Origin of the sequence: Mycobacterium riyadhense, from assembly GCF_963853645.1 — a bacterium.
In the GTDB taxonomy this organism is placed as follows: domain Bacteria; phylum Actinomycetota; class Actinomycetes; order Mycobacteriales; family Mycobacteriaceae; genus Mycobacterium; species Mycobacterium riyadhense.
In genome coordinates this window covers 2347875-2366216 of sequence record NZ_OY970456.1, presented here as the reverse complement: position 1 = coordinate 2366216, position 18342 = coordinate 2347875, and the positions used below count along the sequence as shown (strand labels likewise).

Annotated in this window: 13 protein-coding genes and 3 pseudogenes; 7 read left to right on the top strand and 9 right to left on the bottom strand. The window is 65.9% G+C overall.

The features are described from left to right. Nucleotides 1–7 precede the first annotated feature (7 nt). A pseudogene (locus AADZ78_RS10825) lies at nucleotides 8–432 on the top strand (PE family protein); the annotation flags it as partial. A 4-nt stretch (nucleotides 433–436) separates the two neighbouring features. On the opposite strand, the gene AADZ78_RS10820 reads toward AADZ78_RS10825, so the two are convergent. Further along, a complete protein-coding gene (locus AADZ78_RS10820) occupies nucleotides 437–1471 on the bottom strand; it encodes an AraC family transcriptional regulator (RefSeq protein WP_085252739.1) in 1035 nt (344 codons plus the stop codon). A 75-nt stretch (nucleotides 1472–1546) separates the two neighbouring features. Between AADZ78_RS10820 and AADZ78_RS10815 the strand changes: the two genes are divergently transcribed. Both AADZ78_RS10815 and AADZ78_RS10810 read left to right on the top strand, forming a co-directional pair. Continuing rightward, complete coding sequence (locus AADZ78_RS10815) at nucleotides 1547–2941, top strand: cytochrome P450 (RefSeq protein ID WP_085252740.1); 1395 nt, start codon at nucleotides 1547–1549, stop codon at nucleotides 2939–2941. Then, entirely contained in the window at nucleotides 2938–4422 is a 1485-nt protein-coding gene (locus tag AADZ78_RS10810) for a flavin-containing monooxygenase (RefSeq protein ID WP_085252741.1), read from the top strand. The genes AADZ78_RS10815 and AADZ78_RS10810 overlap by 4 nt, the downstream gene beginning before the upstream one ends. 155 nt (nucleotides 4423–4577) lie before the next feature. On the opposite strand, the gene AADZ78_RS10805 is transcribed toward AADZ78_RS10810, so the two are convergent. From AADZ78_RS10805 to AADZ78_RS10790, 4 genes and pseudogenes are all read right to left on the bottom strand, one after another. Then, nucleotides 4578–6164, bottom strand: a complete 1587-nt coding sequence (locus AADZ78_RS10805) for a PE family protein (protein WP_204803259.1) — start codon at nucleotides 6162–6164, stop codon at nucleotides 4578–4580. A gap of 317 nt (nucleotides 6165–6481) precedes the next feature. Further along, nucleotides 6482–6820 (bottom strand): annotated as a pseudogene (locus AADZ78_RS10800) (ATP-binding protein); the annotation flags it as partial. Nucleotides 6821–6931: 111 nt separating this feature from the next. After that, on the bottom strand, nucleotides 6932–7834 hold the full coding sequence (locus tag AADZ78_RS10795) for a LysR family transcriptional regulator (RefSeq protein ID WP_239655200.1): 903 nt from the start codon (nucleotides 7832–7834) through the stop codon (nucleotides 6932–6934). A 61-nt stretch (nucleotides 7835–7895) separates the two neighbouring features. Further along, complete coding sequence (locus tag AADZ78_RS10790) at nucleotides 7896–9389, bottom strand: PE family protein (protein WP_204807671.1); 1494 nt, start codon at nucleotides 9387–9389, stop codon at nucleotides 7896–7898. Nucleotides 9390–9837: 448 nt separating this feature from the next. On the opposite strand from AADZ78_RS10790, the gene AADZ78_RS10785 reads away from it, so the two are divergent. The 4 genes and pseudogenes from AADZ78_RS10785 (at nucleotide 9838) to AADZ78_RS10775 (ending at nucleotide 14746) form a co-directional block, all read left to right on the top strand. After that, entirely contained in the window at nucleotides 9838–11439 is a 1602-nt protein-coding gene (locus AADZ78_RS10785; RefSeq protein WP_420873354.1) for a PPE family protein, read from the top strand. A gap of 26 nt (nucleotides 11440–11465) precedes the next feature. After that, a complete protein-coding gene (locus AADZ78_RS10780) occupies nucleotides 11466–13409 on the top strand; it encodes a PE family protein (RefSeq protein ID WP_085252082.1) in 1944 nt (647 codons plus the stop codon). Between the two features lie 74 nt (nucleotides 13410–13483). Continuing rightward, nucleotides 13484–13585 (top strand): annotated as a pseudogene (locus AADZ78_RS29010) (hypothetical protein); the annotation flags it as partial. A gap of 591 nt (nucleotides 13586–14176) precedes the next feature. Then, complete coding sequence (locus tag AADZ78_RS10775) at nucleotides 14177–14746, top strand: pyridoxamine 5'-phosphate oxidase family protein (RefSeq protein ID WP_085252088.1); 570 nt, start codon at nucleotides 14177–14179, stop codon at nucleotides 14744–14746. Between the two features lie 16 nt (nucleotides 14747–14762). Here the strand turns inward: AADZ78_RS10775 and metK are convergent, their stop codons facing one another. From metK to gmk, 4 genes are all read right to left on the bottom strand, one after another. Then, entirely contained in the window at nucleotides 14763–15974 is a 1212-nt protein-coding gene (gene metK / locus AADZ78_RS10770; RefSeq protein ID WP_085252081.1) for a methionine adenosyltransferase, read from the bottom strand. 128 nt (nucleotides 15975–16102) lie between these two features. After that, nucleotides 16103–17356, bottom strand: coding sequence for a bifunctional phosphopantothenoylcysteine decarboxylase/phosphopantothenate--cysteine ligase CoaBC (gene coaBC, locus AADZ78_RS10765; protein ID WP_085252080.1), 1254 nt, complete (start codon nucleotides 17354–17356; stop codon nucleotides 16103–16105). Nucleotides 17357–17376: 20 nt separating this feature from the next. Beyond that, a complete protein-coding gene (rpoZ, locus tag AADZ78_RS10760) occupies nucleotides 17377–17700 on the bottom strand; it encodes a DNA-directed RNA polymerase subunit omega (protein WP_085252079.1) in 324 nt (107 codons plus the stop codon). A gap of 53 nt (nucleotides 17701–17753) precedes the next feature. After that, entirely contained in the window at nucleotides 17754–18338 is a 585-nt protein-coding gene (gene gmk, locus AADZ78_RS10755) for a guanylate kinase (RefSeq protein ID WP_139828916.1), read from the bottom strand. Nucleotides 18339–18342: the final 4 nt, after the last annotated feature.

Genomic DNA, 18342 nt, shown 5'->3' with positions numbered 1-18342 from the left:
GTGCGAAATGTCGTATGTGATAGCCGTGCCGGAGTTTGTGACGGCAGCCGCTTCGGACCTGGCAAGTATCGGGTCGACGATCAGCGCGGCACCGCGGCCGCAGCCCTTCCCACCACCGGGATACTTGCGGCCGGCGCTGATGAGGTATCGGCCGCGATTGCGGCGCTGTTCGGTGCCCACGGCCAGGCTTATCAAGCACTCAGCGCCCAAGCGGCGGCGCTGCACGCCCAGTTCGTGCAGTCCCTCAATTCGGCATCGGGTGCCTATGCGGCCGCCGAGACGGCCAACGTCGAGCAGCAGCTGCTCAACGCGATCAACGCGCTCACCCAGGCGCTGCTGGGCCGCCCGCTGATCGGCAACGGCGCAGACGGTACGACGCCAGGGCAGGCCGGCGCGCCTGGCGGGCTCCTGTATGGCAATGGCGGCAACGGGCAACCTACCCGCGGCGCGAATACGCGCTGGGCGCAACGCCGTACCAGCGTTTGAACGCGTGCGAGAACGTCGAGACTTCGGTGTAGCCCAGGCGCCTGGACACTTCCTCCACCGTCAGTCCCACATTGCGCAGCAAGTCGACGGCCACCGCCGAGCGCGCTTCGTTCAGCAAGGCCCGAAAAGAGGTGCCTTCCTCGGCAAGTCGGCGCCGCAGCGTCCGCGGATGCATGTCGAGCTCGGCGGCAACATCGGGAAGCGTCGGGAAAAGCCCCGAATCCCGGAATAGCTTGGTGCGTACCAGCGCAGTAATGCCCTGGCGTTGCTCATTGCGCTGCATCAACACGTCACACTGCGCGATGCACATCTCCAACGTGTGGCGATCCGCTTGCGGCAACGGCTCATCGAACATCGCCCGCGGGAAGTGCAGTCGGTTGTGCGCGCGGCCGAATGCCACGTCGTGGACCGGCACGAGTTCGAGCAGTGGGCGCAGTAGCTCCTCGTCGATCGCCAGTTCCGCCGATACCTGGTCTGCATATTTCTCCGCTACCGGCAGCGTGAAACTTGTTGTCGTCGTCAGGATTCCGGCGACGTCGCGCTCGATGAAAAACCCCCGCACGTCGGCGGGCAGGTGGCTGGCGTCCAGTTCGACCAGGCAGTCTTCGGCGGTTTCTAACAACGTGATGCCGACCTGCATGGTGGTCAGCGCGAAGTAGCGCATCGCGATGGTAAGCAATTCACGAAGGGTGGCACACGACATCACGGCAAACCCGAACAACCCGAAGTGGGTGAGCGTGAACCGGCTGCCCACGTCGATCCCGATGCCCGGCTGGTTCGGAAGCCGGGTTAGCAGCCTGCGCACGGCCACGATCTCGTCGGACGCACTGACCATGGCGTCGGGGTCGTCGAGGTGCGCCGGCTCGATCGAGGTGCCCCTCAGCACATCGGCGGTCGACACCCCGCGCTCATTGGCCACCTCGCACAGCGCTCGGGTGGCGTACACCGGATGACGTAGCCCGGCCTGCGGCAACAAATGCTCCATGAGCTGTCCCAAATTCCCAAGTCTGTGTCCCATAGTCTCATTACCGACCGCCCGCGTCATCCCTACAGTGGAGGCATGGCCACTCTGACCGCCGGGCGGCCCCTGCGGGGACCGGCCAGACGGCTGAGCACCTGGACTATGACAAAGGAAGCACTCACCATCGGGTTCGACGCCGGCGACGGCTTCCTCGGTCGGCTGCGCGGCACCGATATCGCCCGATTTCGTTGTGGTGGAAGGCGTTTCGTCTCGATCAGCCATCCCGATTACGTCGACCATGTGCTGCATCAGGCGCGGCTGAAATACGTCAAGTCCGACGAATACGGGCCGATCCGGGCCACGGCCGGTCTCAACCTGCTCACCGACGAGGGCGATTCGTGGGCAAGACATCGCGGCGTACTGAACCCGAGCTTTGCCCGGCGCCACCTCAACGGGCTCGTCGACCTGATGATCGACCCGATCGCAGATGTCACCGCCGGGCTGGTGGCCGGCGTGCGGTTCGACATGCACGAGACGATGGTGGAGGCCACCTTGCGTGTCGTCGCCAATGCCTTGTTCAGCCAGGACTTCGGGCCGTTGGTCCAGAGCATGAACGATCTGGCGACCCGCGGACTGCGGCGTGCGGAAAAGCTGGAGCGCCTTGGACTCTGGGGCCTGATGCCGCAGCCGGTCTACGACGCGCTGGTCTGGTGCACCTACGCGGGTGTGCACCTACCGCCGCCGTTGCGGGAGATGCAAGAAATCACGCTGACGCTGGACCGCGCGGTCAACTCGGTAATCGATCAGCGCAGAGCCCACCCGACCGACGCCAATGACCTACTCAACGTGTTGCTGCGCGCCGAAGGCGGATCGTGGCCGCGTCGGCGGGTCCGTGACGAGGCGCTGACCTTCATGCTCGCCGGTCATGAAACCACCGCGAACGCCATGTCGTGGTTCTGGTATCTGATGGCGGTCAACTCCGATGCCCGCGACCGGATGCTCGCCGAGCTGGACGAGGTGTTGGGGATGCGCCGTCCGACCGCCGACGACTTGGGCCAACTGCCGTGGACGACCGCGTGCGTACAGGAGTCGCAGCGCTACCTTTCTTCGGTGTGGATTATTGCCCGGGAGGCCATCGACGACGACGTCATCGACAGACACCACATTCGCCGCGGCACCACCGTCGTCATTCCGATCCACCACATCCACCACGACCCCCGCTGGTGGCCCGAGCCGGAACGATTCGATCCGGACCGGTTCGTTGACCCGGTCGCCGGCAAAACCCGTCCTCGGTCGGCATATCTGCCGTTCGGCGGTGGCCGACGCAGCTGCATCGGGCAAAGCTTCGCCCTGATGGAAATGGTTCTGATGGCCGCAATCATGAGTCAGCGCTTCACCTTTGACGTAGCGCCCGACCACCCCGTCGAACGCGAGGCGACGCTTACCCTGCGTCCCAAGCACGGACTGCACCTCATAGGAAGGAGGCGCCGATGACGGACCGGCCCGAGTACCACATCCTGATCGTCGGCGCGGGATTCTCCGGGATCGGCGCGGCAATCAAACTCGACCAGGCGGGTTTTCACGATTACTTGATAATCGAAGCCGGCGACGGAGTGGGCGGCACGTGGTATTGGAACACCTATCCCGGTATTGCAGTGGATATTCCGTCGTTTTCCTATCAGTTCTCGTTTGAGCAGAGTTCCGAGTGGACCCGAACCTATGCACCAGGTCGCGAGCTCAAGGAGTACGCCGAACACTGCGTCGACAAGTACGGCATCAGGTCGCGAATCCGGCTCAGCACCAAGGTCCTTGCCGCCGAATTCGACGAAGCAAACCGGCTATGGCGGCTGCAAACAGACCCCGGCGGCGAGATCACCGCGAGGTTCGTGATCAACGCCTGCGGCGTGCTGACGGTGCCAAAGCTGCCCGACATCGACGGTGTCGACTCCTTCGACGGCATCACCATGCACACCGCGCGCTGGGATCACAGCCAGGACCTCACCGGCAAGCGAGTCGCCGTCATCGGCACCGGCGCCTCGGCGGTCCAGGTCATCCCCGAGATCGCGCCAATTGTCGCTGCGCTCACCGTGTTTCAGCGCACCCCAATCTGGTGCTTTCCCAAGCTCGACATGCCTTTGCCCGCGCCGGTCCGCTGGATGATGCGCATTCCGGGCGGCAAAGCCGTCCAGCGCTGGCTCAGCCAAGCGTTCGTCGAAGCGACCTTCCCCATCGCAGCGCACTACTTCAAGGTGTTTCCGCTGGCCCGGTGGATGGCCGCGGCGGGACGGCGCTATCTGCGCCAACAGGTCAAGGATCCGGCGGTGCGTGACCAACTCACCCCACGCTATGCCGTGGGCTGCAAGCGGCCGGGCTTCCACAACACCTACCTGGCCACGTTCAACCGCGACAACGTGCGGCTGGTCACCGAGCCGATCGACAAGATCACACCCACCGCGGTGGCGACCACCGACGGCACCAACCACGAGGTGGATGTGCTGGTGCTGGCCACGGGCTTCAAGGTGCTCGACACCGACGAGGTTCTCACTTACCCCGTCATCGGAACCGGCGGCCGGTCCTTGAGCCGGTTCTGGGACGACCATCGAACGCAGGCCTACGAAGGCGTCAGCATTCCCGGCTATCCCAACTTCTTCGCCGTTTTCGGCCCATATGGGTATGTGGGGTCGTCCTACTTCGCGCTCATCGAGACGCAAACCCACCACATCGTCCGTTGCCTGAAGCGGGCCCGGCGCGACGGCGCCAGCCGCATCGAGGTCACCGAGAAGGCCAACGACCGCTATTTCGCCGAGGTGATGCGCCGGCGCTACCGTCAGGTCTTCTGGCAGGACAGTTGCCGGCTGGCCAACAGCTACTACTTCGACAAGAACGGCGACGTTCCACTGCGTCCCACCACTACGGTCGAAGCCTATTGGCGCAGTAGGCGTTTCCCTCTCGACGATTACCGATTCACCGCTTAGGCCGGCGAACGGATCGATGGCAACGCCGGTACGCATCTGTGCCCGAGCAACCAGTACATGCCTAAATCAGCCTCGTGGTCTTCGATGTGACACATCGACTAAATGCATTGGGCGTCGGCCAATACAGCATGCACCTAACGCCGTTTCACGAGCTTCTAGCCACCGTCGGCTCGGGCACCGGGGGTGCCGGGCTTACCGAGTAGCAATCCACCGGTGCCGCCAGCTCCACCGTCTCCACCTGCCCCTGGTGCGCTGAAGCTAGACCCGCCGGCACCACCGTTCCCCCCATTCCCCCCGTCACCGATCAACCAGGAGCTTCCCCCGCCACCACCGTCTCCACCCGCCCCTGCTGCGTCGGAGCTGAACCCGCCGGCACCGCCGTTCCCGCCGTTCCCCCCGTCACCGATCAACCAGGAGCTTCCCCCGCCACCGCCGCGACCACCTGGACCGCCCTCTCCATTGCCAAGCCCGCCATCACCACCGCTACCACCGGCGCCGCTGCGGCTATACGATGCACGACCACCGGCACCGCCAGCTCCACCGGCGCCACCGACATCGAAACCGGTGCCGCCGTTGCCCCCGGCACCACCGCTCCCGCCGCCGCCCTGCCAGCGTCCACCGTTGCCGCCAGCTCCTCCCACGCCGCCGGCTCCCCCGGTGCCGCCGTCGGCACTCGTGTCGTCGCCACCCGCAGCCCCGGCTCCGCCGGCCCCGCCGCTGCCGTAAAGCCCCGCATCACCACCGGCACCTCCGGCACCCCCGGCCCCACCGGACCCAATGCCGTTTACGTTGCCCACTCCACCGTTACCGCCATTACCGCCGGCCCCACCGTCCCCAAAGAGCAGCCCACCACACCCCCCGGCCCCGCCCGTACCACCCATCCCGCCGGATCCGGCAAACCCCGAGAGGAAAGTCGCGGCGCCGCCGGCCCCGGCATTACCACCGTTGCCACCACCGCCGATCAGCAACCCACCACGGCCGCCGGCACCCCCCGCCCCACCGACCCCACCATCCGCATCACCGGAATCACCGCCCAGGCCGCCGGCACCGCCGTGCCCGCCATTGCCGATCAACCCACCGTTACCACCAGCCCCACCGCTGCCACCAGCCGTCGCACCGAGATTGTCCGCGCCAACACCGCCGGCGCCGCCCGCACCACCCGACCCGTAAAGCCAGCCGCCGGCCCCCCCGCGACCACCCGATGCGCCGTTGCCCCCAGCACCGCCGGCCCCACCGTTGCCGATCAAACCCGCAGCCCCACCAGCACCACCAGCCACCCCCACACCGCTACCAGCCGCCCCATTGCCCCCATTGCCATACAGCAACCCACCCGGCTTGCCCGCCTCTCCCGGTGCCGTCCCGTTGGCACCATCACCGATCAGCGGTCGCCCCAACAGCACCTCAGTAGACACATTAGGCGCAGCCAGCACGTTGCGCTCCAGCGCCTGCAACACTGCGCCGTTAGCCGCCTCCGCCGCGCTATAGGCTCCGACCCCAGCACTCATCGCCTCCACAAACCGCTCATGAAACGCCGAAGCCTGCGCACTCAGAACCCGATACTGCTGCGCATGGGTCCCAAAGAACGCCGCGATTGCCACCGACACCTCATCAGCACCGGCAGCGGCCACCTGTGTGATCGGCACCGCCGCCGACGTATTGGCAACACTCAACGCCAACCCGATCGACTCAACATCGATAACCGCCGACGCCAAAACATCCGGTATCACCATCACCGACGACATCGCGCTGCCTCCTATTAGATTGCACCGACACTCAACCACCCGAAGCCCCAAGATCAAGATCGAAGAACAGAGTATTTCCGGTTCGAAGTCAAAGTTCGCGTTTCTTACGGCGCATGCAAACTGACTGGTCGCCTCGGCGCATCATCGGCATGCAATTCCTTGGACTCGCCAGTGCTACCCAAAGAAGCGGCACGAAGCGTCGGTCATCAAACGGATGCCTAATCGCCTCGCTAAGCGGGTATTTAGCTATCCTCTAGAATTCGCCTGGGCTTCTTCCGTCTTTCAACAGGTACAACCGCGAGTTTTAAAACTTCTACTAAGCAGCGTTGGGAGACAACCTGAAACAACGCCGAGACCGCCTCGGCAGACAACGGTAAGTACCCGAGTTCGTCGATCACGAGCAGAGTCGGCCCTGCGAAGAAGCGCATCGTGGTGGCCCAACGTCCCTCGATCGCGGCGCGGTGACAGCGTGCGGTCAGATCGGCCGCAATGGTGAAGTAGGTCCGGTACCCGGCATGAGTTGCAGCCCTTGCTAATCCAACCGACAGATGCGTCTTTCCGGTGCCCGGCGGCCCGACGAGCAAGATGGTGGTCGCAAACTCGAGGTACCGGCAGGTACCCAGTTCGTCGATGAGCTTGCGGTCGATCCCGGCGGCGGTCCAGCGAGCCGCTACCGCCTTGCATGGACCTTTTCGGCCGCCCCAGGGGGCGGGTGTAGTGTCTGGTCTTGCGTTCCGCGATGTCTGGCAGGGTCCATCTGGAGATTCCTAGTGGGATTCTCGGTCGGGCAGCCCGTATGACGCTATTGCGTTGTCACGGAACGCGGCAGCCGACGGGGGCAAATATCTATTCGCCATCCAACCAATTGCAATCGGTCTGACCAGTTCCTCGTCATCGAGGGGGATCTCGACGACTCCCGGAGGTGGCGTCGCCGCTCGCGGCAAAATGCCGACTCCCAGGCGCGATCCGACGAGGCCGCGCAGCATTGCCATATCGGTTCCTTCAAAGGCGATGGTAGGAGTGATGCCATGGCGCGAACAGGCATCGTCGAAGATCCGTCGCAGGGTGTAGCGGTTGTCGAAGGCCACGAAGGGTTGGCCGGCGAGTTCTTCTAGACCGATCATCTTGCGGCTGGCAAGTGGGTGGTCTTGGTCGACGACGGCGACGAGTGGCTGGTTGAACAGACGATGCCACTTCACGCCCGGCACCTCGTCAAATGCCATCGGATAGCTGAGGCAGACATCGATGAGACCGACGGCGAGATCTCGCGTCAGTGCCCGGCCGGGATTTCGGTGCAAATCGAAACGTGCTGCGGGAAACCGATCATGATGCCGACGGATCAGTCTGGGCATAGTCGTCACACCTAGCGAGGTGAGGAAACCAACGGCCACAGTTCCCGCATCGACGCCCGCGAGCTGGCGGACGTCGGCAATCGCGTTTTCGAGGCTTCGTTGAACAGTGAGAGCCGATCGCAGGAACGCCTTGCCGAAGCGGTTGAGCTCCTTTGCCCTGCCCCGCCAGCTGAACAGTTCAACCCCAATCTCGGACTCGAGCATGGTGATGGCTCGGCTGACCGATGATTGAGAGACCGCCAACTGTTCAGCGGCATCACGCAGCGTGCCGGTCTCGGCTACCGCCTGGAAGTACTGCAGTTGATAGAACTCCACCATAAGCCACCACCTTCATCTGGGACCGATTGTGCGATTAAGCGGTACACCGCCGCTCCGGCGGCTAGCCGTCATCGCTTTGTGCGCCTGGCATGCCGGGCTTGCCGGCTAGTAGTCCACCGCTCCCGCCGGCACCGTCGGGTCCCGCTGGTCCGGGAGCGGGGAAGCTGAATCCGCCGGCACCACCCTTTCCGCCGTTTCCGCCGTCACCGATCAACCAGGAACTTCCGCCGTCGCCGCCGCGTCCACCTGCGCCGCCCGCTGTGTTGCCAAGACCGCCATTGCCGCCGCCGCCGCCGGAGCCTCCGGTGCCATACGATGCGCGACCACCGTCGCCGGCGTCGCCGCCGGCGCCACCGATTTCGACCCCGCTGCCGCCGTTGCCCCCGGCGCCGCCGCTGCCGCCGGAGCCCTGCCAGCGTCCACCATTGCCGCCAGCCCCGCCCGCGCCGCCTGCTCCCCCGATATTGTCGCCATCGATACCCATAGCATCTCCGCCCAGCCCCCCGGCTCCGCCGGCCCCGCCGTCGCCGTCAAGCCCCGCATCACCACCAGCGCCACCTGCCCCGCCCACCGCGCCGGGCCCAACCCCGCTTGGGTTGCCGTACCCACCGCCGCCGCCGTCGCCGCCGGCCCCCCCGTCCCCGTGTAGCAGCCCACCACGCCCGCCAGCCCCGCCCGCCCCGCCGACCGCAGCGGATCCAGTGAACCCACCACTGTTGGATGCGCTGCCGCCATACCCGCCATCACCACCGCTGCCACCACTGCCGATCAGCCATCCACCGCGGCCTCCGGCACCTCCAGCGCCTCCGACCCCACCGTCCTGGGTAACTCCGCCACCTTCATCGCCGTTGCCGCCGGCACCCCCATCGCCGCCATTACCGATCAAGCCGCCATTACCGCCAACCCCACCATTGCCGCCAGTTGTCGCACCAACGGTGTCCGCGCCAACGCCGCCGGCACCGCCCGCACCGCCCGATCCGTACAGCCAGCCGCCTGCGCCGCCGCGACCACCCGCTGCGCCTTTGCCTCCAGCACCGCCGGCCCCGCCGTTACCGATCAAACCCGCAGCGCCGCCAGCACCACCGGACATTCCCGTCGTGGTGGCAGCGGCCCCGTCGCCGCCATTGCCGTACAGCAATCCACCGGGCTTGCCCGCCTCGCCCGGGGCCGTCCCGTTGGCGCCGTCACCGATCAAAGGTCGCCCCAACAGCGCCTCGGTACGTGCGTTCAGCACAGCCAGCACGTTGCTGCTTAGGGTCTGCAATGGTGCACCGTTAGCCGCCTCCGCGGCGGTGTAGGTCCCGACGCCAAAGCTCATTGCCTGCACAAACCGGTCATGAAATGCCGCAGCTTGCGCGCTAAGGACCTGATATTGCTCGGCGTTGGCGGCGAAGAACGCCGCGATGGCCACCGACACCTCATCAGCACCGGCGGCCATCACCTTTGTGATCGGCGCCGCCGCCGACGCATTGGCCGCACGCAACGCCGACCCGATCGATTCAACATCAACGGCCGCCGTCGCCAGATACTCCGGGCTTACCATCATCGATGACATCGCTGTGCCCTCCTGCCGATCAACCCGACCCCTAACGGCAAGGGCCGACGATACGGGGTCGAAAGAGATTCTATTTCGAACCGCAAGTCAGCATTCGGGTTTCTTGCAACAAATTCAGCGCACGGGTAGATCACCGCGCAGCATTGGCATGCATCCGGTTGGCCTAACGCCAAGCCGCCACAAGATGTGGCATCGCCGCGTCCGCGTCCAGTAGGAGCAAACCCGCCTGTCACGAATTTACTTAGGTAGGCTATCCGCCTTTCCGTGGTCCACTCGACTTTCATCCGGTGCAATCGCAAATTCGAAATATTCTGCTAGACGCCGTCGCGTCCTTACACCACGCTGCGATGCAAGAAACCGACCGCATCGGCGCGGCCGGTACAACGGACAGGGAGGGTCGACCGTGGTGAATTTCGCAACGCTTGCGCCGGAAATTAATTCTCTGCGGATGTACACCGGTGCGGGTTCCGGGCCAATGCTGGAAGCAGCCGCCGCATGGGGGGGCCTGGCGTCGGAATTGGGGCTGGCGGCATCGTCTTTTTGTGCCCTGACTTCGCAACTGACGACTCAGGCGTGGCAGGGCCCGGCGTCGGCGGCGATGACCGCCGCAGCGGCCCAGTATGCAGGATTCTTGAGCGCGGCATCAGCCCAAACCCAGGGGGCGGCCGGTCAGGCTCGGACGGTGGCCAGTGTATTCGAGTCGGCGAAAGCTGCTGTGGTGCATCCACTGGCGGTGGCGGCTAATCGCAACGCGTTTGTGCAGTTGGTCCGGTCGAATTGGTTGGGGCTCAACGCGCCGGCAATCGCGGCCGCGGAGGGCATCTACGAGGAGATGTGGGCCGCGGATGTGTCCGCGATGGCCGGCTATCACGCCGGGGCATCGGCGGCGGCCGCGCAGCTGGCGCCGTTGGAACAGGCATTGCAGAACCTGCCCAGCTTGGGCATCGGCAACAAGGGTAGCGCCAACTTGGGCAACGGGAACACCGGCACCGAAAACATCGGCAACGGAAACAACGGCAACCAAAACATCGGTGGCGGAAACGCCGGCAACCAAAACGTTGGCAGCGGGAACAGCGGCAACGGGAATTTCGGCGCCGGAAACGTCGGTAGCGGAAACATCGGCTTTGGGAACCTCGGTAACGGATTCACCAGCTCAGATCCTGGGCATAACGTGGGGTTGGGCAACGGCGGCAACAACAACTGGGGCTTAGGAAACACTGGTGACGGAAACCAAGGCGGCGGAAACACCGGCAACAATAACACCGGCGCCGGCAACAGCGGCAATAACAACTTCGGTTTCGGCAATACTGGCAACAACAACATCGGGATCGGGCTCACCGGCGACAATCAGATGGGCATTAATCTCGCTGGGCTGCTGAACTCGGGCAGCGGCAATATCGGCATCGGCAACTCGGGCACCGGCAACATCGGCTTCTTCAACTCGGGCCAAGGCAACGTTGGCATCCTCAATACGGGCACCAATCCACTTAATCCAGGAACTCTCAACGGCCTCGGCATCGGGAATTCTGGCACAGGCAACATCGGCATCGGCAACTCCGACGCCGGAAACTCCGGGTTCGGAAACTCGGGTTCGTTCAACACCGGCTTTGGGAACGCGGGGTCGGTAAACACCGGCTTCGGGAACTCAGGGGACTACAACACGGGCCTCTGGAACTCGGGCGAAACCAACACCGGCAATGGGAACTCGGGCGAGACAAACACAGGCTTCTGGAACTCGGGCAACCTCAATACCACCATCGGGGCCACTACCGACGGCACCGGGCCCAACTCGGGCTTCAACAATACCGGTACCGGAATCTCCGGCTTCTTCAACTCGGCCACTGGTGGCGCCCTCGCGAACACCGATATATCAGGCTTCTTCAACACCGCGACCGGCGGCACTGCCATCGACGGCCAAACATCGGGAATCGGAAACACCAGTATCCCCGGCACCACCGTGGGCAACCTTCTTGCCGGCTTGAACTCGGGCTTGTTCAACACCGGCAGCCTTATATCGGGCGTGTTCAACCTCAGTCGAGCAGTTTCATAACCGATCACGTAAGGCCGAGGAAGACGATGTCGTTTTGCTATGTAGCGCCCGAGATATTGGCTTCGACCGCCGCTGATTTAGCCGAGATCGGTTCGACGATCAGCGTAGCCAACGCGACGGCGGCGGCGCCCACCACCGCAGTGGCAGCTGCGGGTTCCGACGAAGTGTCGGAGGCGGTGGCCGCACGGTTTTCTGCGCATGCCCAGTTCTATCAGAGGCTGAGCACTCAGGCGGCGCTGGTGCATAGGCAATTCGTGGAGATGGTGAATATCGGAGCGGGGTTGTATGCCGACGCCGAAGCCACGAATTCCTCCATTCTGCGGAGCATCGAGGCCATTCTGCAGAGCATCGAGACGGATCTACTAAATGCGATCAATGCGCCTGCCCTGACCTTGTTGGGCCGGCCATTGATCGGCAATGGCGCCGATGGCTCGGCACCGGGGCAAGCCGGCCGCGCCGGCGGGTTGCTGTTCGGCAATGGCGGCACCGGCGCGCCTGGCGCGGCGAGGCAACCAGGCGGCGCTGGCGGCGCCGCGGGCCTGATCGGCAGCGGTGGCAGGGGTGGCCAAGGTGGGGCTGGTGCTGCCGGCGGCGCCGGCGGGGCCGGAGGGTGGTTGTACGGGCATGGTGGGACCGGCGGGCAAGGCGGCGCCGGCGGGCAAGGCGGCGCCGGCGGGCCTGGCTCGTTGCTGTTTGGCAACGGTGGTGCCGGCGGAAACGGCGGCGCCGGGACGGCAACTCTCTTCGGCGGCACTGGCGGCTCGGGTGGCACCGGCGGCAGTGCTGGGCTGATCGGCCACGGAGGTGCCGGGGGACACGGCGGCACCGGCCTGGCTGGAGCTGACGCTGCCAATCCCATACCAATAGGCAATAGCGGAGTCGGCACAGCCGGCACGAATATCGACATCAACGGCGGCGCCGGCCCCGACGGCTCGCCCGGCCAATCCGGAGGCACCGGCGGGGACGGTTGGACGGACACTAATTACGGTTCTGCCACAGCCCAAGGCGGCAGTGGAGGCCAGGGTGGTGCCGCTGGCCCAGATGGCGCCAACGGCGGCGCCGGCGGTGCCGGCGGTGCCGGCCTATCAATGGGTGACGAATCAGCAGCCCCAGCCATTGGGGGCGATGGGGGCGACGGAGCTGCGGGCAGCGCCAACGGTGGCGCCGGCGGTAGCGGTGGTAGCGGCGGCGCGGCCACCACACAATTGGCCATTTCTCACGGTGGTGCCGGTGGTGGCGGTGGTGAGGGCGCGACGAGCAACATCCCTGGTGACACGGGTGGTCACGGAGGGGACGGCGGACGCGGAGGCAACGGCGGGCTTTTGATCGGCAACGGCGGCAACGGCGGCACCGGCGGCACCGGCGGCGCGGGCGGCAATGGCGCCCAAGGTGGGGCCGGTGGCAACGGTGGCGCTGGCGGGTCCGCCGACACTCCCCAAGCTGCATTTGGAATCGGAGGCAGCGGTGGCGTCGGCGGCGACGGCGGCAGCTCCCTGGGTGTCGGCGGCGACGGCGGCCCTGGCGGCCGCGGCGGAAATGGCGGCGCAGCCGGCCGACTCTTCGGGATGGGCGGCAGCGGCGGTCATGCCGGTGCCGGCGGCGCCGGCGGTGCCGGCGGTGGCGGAGGCATCGGCGGCAGCGGTGGCGCCGGAGGCGACGCGACTTCCGAACTTGACCTCGGTCAAGGCGGCGCCGGCGGTCACGGCGGTAGCGGCGGGAACGGCGCGAACGGCGGTCATGGTGGGGCCGGCGGGGCCGCCGGTTTCGGCGGCCCGGGAGGCCTCATCGGCGCCGCGGGCGGCGCCGGCGAGGCCGGTCCCGGTGGCGTCGGCGGCGCCGGTGGAGCCGGCGGCGCTGGCGGCAGCGGTGGCTCTGGCGGCTCCGTCAACCTGGGAACTCCGGGCCTCCCCGGAAAACCAGGGCAGGCCGGCAACGACGGCAGCCCCGGCCAGGCAGGGCCGATCGGCTGAACCCGTCGAGTACCGCGATGATGGCGGGAATACCTCCCGGTAGCCGCGGCCACCGGGCAGCGGGTGGAGCTGGCGCCGACAAGAACGGCGACGTTCCACTGCGTCCCACTACCACGGTCGAAGCCTATTGGCGCAGTAGACGTTTCCCTCTCGACGACTACCGATTCTCGGCGTAGTCACTGGGGGCTATGTGGCGCCGCAGCCGCGGAAGGCTCCAGTGCCGCCAGGCCGTGTCGAGCACGGCGCCAGCAGGCGGCCGGGTAGCCACGCTGGGGTGTCGAAGGCGATGCGATACTCCAGACGTGTTCCGCCACCTGGCATGTCGGTGAGTTCGATGCGGCCGAGGTGATTTCGGACGGGGCCGCGCACGGTGCGGTATTCGATCAGCCGAGGTGGCCGGCAGGTCGCGCACTCGCCGCTGGCGGACCGGCCACAGCGTCGACCACTGGTGACTGAGGACCTCAAAAAGTTTCTGTGCTGGGTGCGTCGAGTTCGACTGTGTACTGCAGCCTTTGACGACCCGCCGCAGCCGGTTCGGTGTTGGCCGGTGCCGGACCGGCCCCACCTACATCGGCCCGGCCTACATGTCAGGCTTCGCCAATAGCTCCGGACAGTTCATCTCCGGCCTCTTCAACGCGGACACGATCACTGCGGGCGTCACGGAAACCTTTAACTCGGGCATCGGGAATCTGGGCAATCAGGTAATGGGACTCTTCAACGCGCAGAATCAGGAGTCGGCATCGTCCACTGACAGATACGCTCAGACGATGGCGAAACAGTTTTCGCGCATCGACGAGTCGCTGCGGGAGTTCATCCAGGCCCAGGCCGTGTTCTTCGTTGCGACCGCCCCGTCCCAGGGAGGCCGAGTCAACCTCTCCCCCAAGGGATACCGGGATACCTTCGTGGTGCTGGACGACCATACGGTCGCCTACCTCGATCTGTTCGGCAGCGGCGTCGAAACCATCGCACACCTGCGCGACAACGGCCGGATCACCATCATGTTTTGCTCATTCACCCGTAACTCGCGGATCTTGAGGCTGAGCGGGACCGGACGAGCGGTGCGCCCGGACAATGCCGAATTTGAGCGCATTAGAACGTATTTCGGGACTCTGCATCCCGGAGTCCGGGCCGCCATCGTCGTCGACGTCGAGCGGATTGCCGACGCCTGCGGTTACGCGGTGCCGTATTACGAGCTGGTCGACGAACGGCCGGTACTCGACGCGTATCACACGAAGGCGGACGAGGAAGCTTACGTTCGCCTGGTCGAGCGGAATCGGAAAAGCATCGACGGCCTGCCCGCCTTGGACGCCGACCACCCGCTACCGCCCAGTGTTTAGCGCGGGCCGCCGGAAACTAGATGGCGCGCTTGAGGTCGTCGACCTTGTCCAACTTCTCCCAGGGCAGTTCGACGTCGGTACGACCGAAATGCCCGTACGCGGCCGTCTGCGCGTAGATGGGTTGCAGCAGGTTGAGGTCGCGGATGATCGCGCCGGGCCGCAGATCGAACACCTCACCGATGGCCTTCTCGATCTTGACCGGGTCTTCCGTCTCGGTGCCGAAGGTCTCGACGAACAGGCCGACCGGGGCCGCTTTGCCGATGGCGTATGCCACCTGAACCTCGACCCGCTCCGCCAGCCCGGCTGCGACGACGTTCTTAGCCACCCAGCGCATCGCGTACGCCGCTGAGCGGTCCACCTTGGACGGATCCTTGCCGGAGAAGGCGCCGCCGCCGTGACGGGCCCAGCCGCCGTAGGTGTCGACGATGATTTTGCGGCCGGTGAGCCCGGCGTCGCCCATCGGCCCGCCGAGGACGAACTTGCCGGTCGGGTTCACGAGCACCCGCACCGACGACGAATCCAGCGTCTTGTGGGCCAGGTCCTCGAGGACGGTCTGCAGCACGTGCCGCCGGATGTCGGGATCCAGCGTCTTCTCCAGGTCGATGTCGGCCGCGTGCTGGGTGGACACGACCACGGTGTCCAACCGCACCGGGACGTTGTCCTCATAGGCGATGGTCACCTGTGTCTTACCGTCGGGCCGCAGGTAAGGCAGCACGCCGTTCTTGCGGACTTCGGTCAGCCGCCGCGACAGCCGGTGGGCCAGCGCGATCGGTAGCGGCATCAGTTCCGGGGTGTCGTTGATCGCGTAGCCGAACATCAGGCCCTGGTCGCCGGCGCCCTGAGAGTCCAGCGGATCCGCCGCGCCCTCGACGCGGGCCTCGTGCGCGGTATCCACGCCCTGGGCGATGTCGGGTGATTGCGCGCCGATGCCGATGTTCACCCCGCATGACGCCCCGTCGAAGCCCTTGTCAGACGAGTCATAGCCGATCTCGAGAATTCGCCGGCGGACCGTGTTGGTGATATCGGCGAACGCCGCCTTCGCGTTCGTTGTCACCTCACCCACGACGTGGACCTGCCCGGTAGTGACCAGCGTCTCGACCGCGACACGTGAGCGCGGATCCTCCGCGAGAAGCGCGTCGAGGACCGAGTCGCTGATCGCGTCGCAGATCTTGTCGGGATGTCCCTCTGTCACCGACTCACTGGTAAACAGCCGACCCTTTTCGCTCACAATCTCTGTCCTTCCAATAATTAGTAAGCCGAATTATATCCTCTGGCAACAATCCCCGCCCGTCCATTCGGGCAAGCGATCGTCCAGCACCTGTCCAGGAGCCGTACAGACCCAGGCCCGCTGGGCCGCTACCCGCTACCGCCATCCAGGAACGCGACGATAGCGTCAACGATACGGCTCGCCATCAGCGTCTTCGAACCATGCTGCAGCGCCGACTCGGTTCCGTCGGATGCCAGCAGCCAGCCGTCGTTGCTGTCTACCTCAAAGGCCCTGCCGTCGCCCACGGCGTTGACGACCAGCAGATCGCAGCCCTTACGTTGCAGCTTCTCTCGGGCATGAAACAGCACGTCACCGTTGGCATCGCCGGTCTCGGCCGCGAAACCGACGATGGCCCGCATGTTGGGCAGCTGGCCGTGTGCACGGGCCTGCACGGTGTCGGCCAGCACATCGTCGTTGCGCACCAGCTCGATGGTCGGCGGCCCCTCGGCACCCTTTTTGATCTTGGCGGCGGCAACCTGTGCGGGCCTGAAGTCGGCAACGGCCGCGGCCATCACCAGCACGTCCACCTCGGGAGCGTGCTTGGACACCGCGTCGGCGAGTTGCTGCGCCGAGCTGACATGCACCACATTGACGCCAGCGGGGTCAATGAGGCCCGCGGTGTGCCCGGCGATCAGCGTGACCTCGGCGCCGCGCTGTGCGGCCACCCGCGCGACCGCGTAGCCCTGCTTACCGGAGCTGCGGTTGCCGATGAAGCGCACCGGATCGATCGCCTCGCGGGTTCCGCCGGCGGTCACCAACATCTTGCGGCCGGCAAGGTCGTAGGGCAGCGCATCGTGGCGCTCCAACAGCAGGTGCGCGAGCGTGGTGATCTCCTCGGCCTCCGGCAGCCGGCCGGCCCCGCTGTCGGCGCCGGTGAGCCGCCCGGATGCGGGCTCTAGGACTACCGCGCCGCGGCGGCGCAAAACGGCGACGTTGTCGACGGTAGCCGGGTGCAACCACATCTCGGTGTGCATCGCCGGCGCGAACATCACCGGACATCGGGCCGTCAGCAGGGTTGCGGTCAACAGATCGTCGGCCCGGCCCGCCACGGCCCGGGCGAGCAGGTCGGCGGTGGCAGGTGCCACCACCACCAGGTCGGCCAGCTGGCCGAGGTGGACGTGCGGCACCTCCGGCACGTCGTCGAAAACACCGGCGCGCACCGGCTCACCCGAAAGCGCCTCGAAGGTCGCGGCTCCGACGAAGCGCAGCGCGGACTCGGTGGGGATGACCCGGACGTGATGGCCGGCCTCGGTGAGCTGACGGACAACGGTGCAGGCCTTGTAGGCCGCGATACCGCCGGAGACGCCGACTATGACGCGTTTGGGGATCCGCTTGCTGTCCACAGCGCGCCCGGCCCTGCCCGTTACTCGCCCTCGGTGTGTTCGAGCAGGTCGGCGTGGATCTCACGCATCGCGATGGACAGCGGCTTTTCCTGCAACCCGGGCTCGACCAGCGGGCCGACGTATTCGAGGATGCCCTCGCCGAGCTGGTTGTAGTAGTCGTTGATCTGCCGAGCCCGCTTAGCCGCGTAGATGACCAGGGCGTACTTGCTCGACACGCGGTCCAGTAACTCGTCGATGGGCGGATTGGTGATGCCCAGTGGGGTGTCGTAGGCGCCCAGACCACCTGCGGAGGGATCGAACTGATCCAGGGCGGCCAACGACGCGTCGGACTGCGGAATAGTCACTTCAGAATTTCTCCTGGCTGCGCGGAGCTGCTTAGAAGGGGCGGCTCAAAAGGTTAAGAACTCGACAGGTTGCTCACCAGCAAGGATACCAATTCGGCGCACGCAGACTCTAATCGACGGTTCACCACGACCTGGTCGAAGTCGCCTTGGGCGGCCATTTCGATCCGTGCGGTGTCCAAACGGCGACGGATTACGTCTGGCGTCTCGGTGCCGCGGCCGACCAGCCTGGCCTCCAGATCCTCCCAGCTGGGCGGCGCCAAGAACACGGTGATGGCCTCCGGCATGGCCTTCTTGATCGCCCTGGCGCCGGCCAGATCGACCTCGATGAGCACCGGAACACCGGACGCGGTCGCGGCCCGCACCGGCTCAGCCAGGGTGCCCGATCGGTGCAGCCCGCCGTGGATTTCTGCCCATTCCAGCAGCTCGCCCCCGTCGATCAATTCCTGGAAACGGCCGGGACTGACGAAGTGGTAGTCGACGCCGTCGACCTCCCCGGCCCGCGGTGCCCGCGTCGTCGCCGAAACGCTGAAATGCAGCTTTGGGACCCGCTCACGCAGACACCGGACCACGGTCGACTTGCCGACCGCGGAAGGACCGGACAGCACGACCACTCGTCCGGTGTCCGGTCCCCCGCTCACGGGT

What these genes read in the sequence shown, in the direction of transcription:
- AADZ78_RS10785 (WP_420873354.1), top strand. Translation starts at nt 9,838, where the DNA reads ATGTACACCGGTGCGGGTTCCGGGCCAATGCTGGAAGCAGCCGCCGCA.
- AADZ78_RS10790 (WP_204807671.1), bottom strand. Translation starts at nt 9,389, where the DNA reads ATGTCATCGATGATGGTAAGCCCGGAGTATCTGGCGACGGCGGCCGTT.
- AADZ78_RS10810 (WP_085252741.1), top strand. Translation starts at nt 2,938, where the DNA reads ATGACGGACCGGCCCGAGTACCACATCCTGATCGTCGGCGCGGGATTC.
- AADZ78_RS10805 (WP_204803259.1), bottom strand. Translation starts at nt 6,164, where the DNA reads ATGTCGTCGGTGATGGTGATACCGGATGTTTTGGCGTCGGCGGTTATC.
- AADZ78_RS10820 (WP_085252739.1), bottom strand. Translation starts at nt 1,471, where the DNA reads ATGGAGCATTTGTTGCCGCAGGCCGGGCTACGTCATCCGGTGTACGCC.
- AADZ78_RS10780 (WP_085252082.1), top strand. Translation starts at nt 11,466, where the DNA reads ATGTCGTTTTGCTATGTAGCGCCCGAGATATTGGCTTCGACCGCCGCT.
- AADZ78_RS10775 (WP_085252088.1), top strand. Translation starts at nt 14,177, where the DNA reads ATGGCGAAACAGTTTTCGCGCATCGACGAGTCGCTGCGGGAGTTCATC.
- AADZ78_RS10795 (WP_239655200.1), bottom strand. Translation starts at nt 7,834, where the DNA reads ATGGTGGAGTTCTATCAACTGCAGTACTTCCAGGCGGTAGCCGAGACC.
- AADZ78_RS10815 (WP_085252740.1), top strand. Translation starts at nt 1,547, where the DNA reads ATGGCCACTCTGACCGCCGGGCGGCCCCTGCGGGGACCGGCCAGACGG.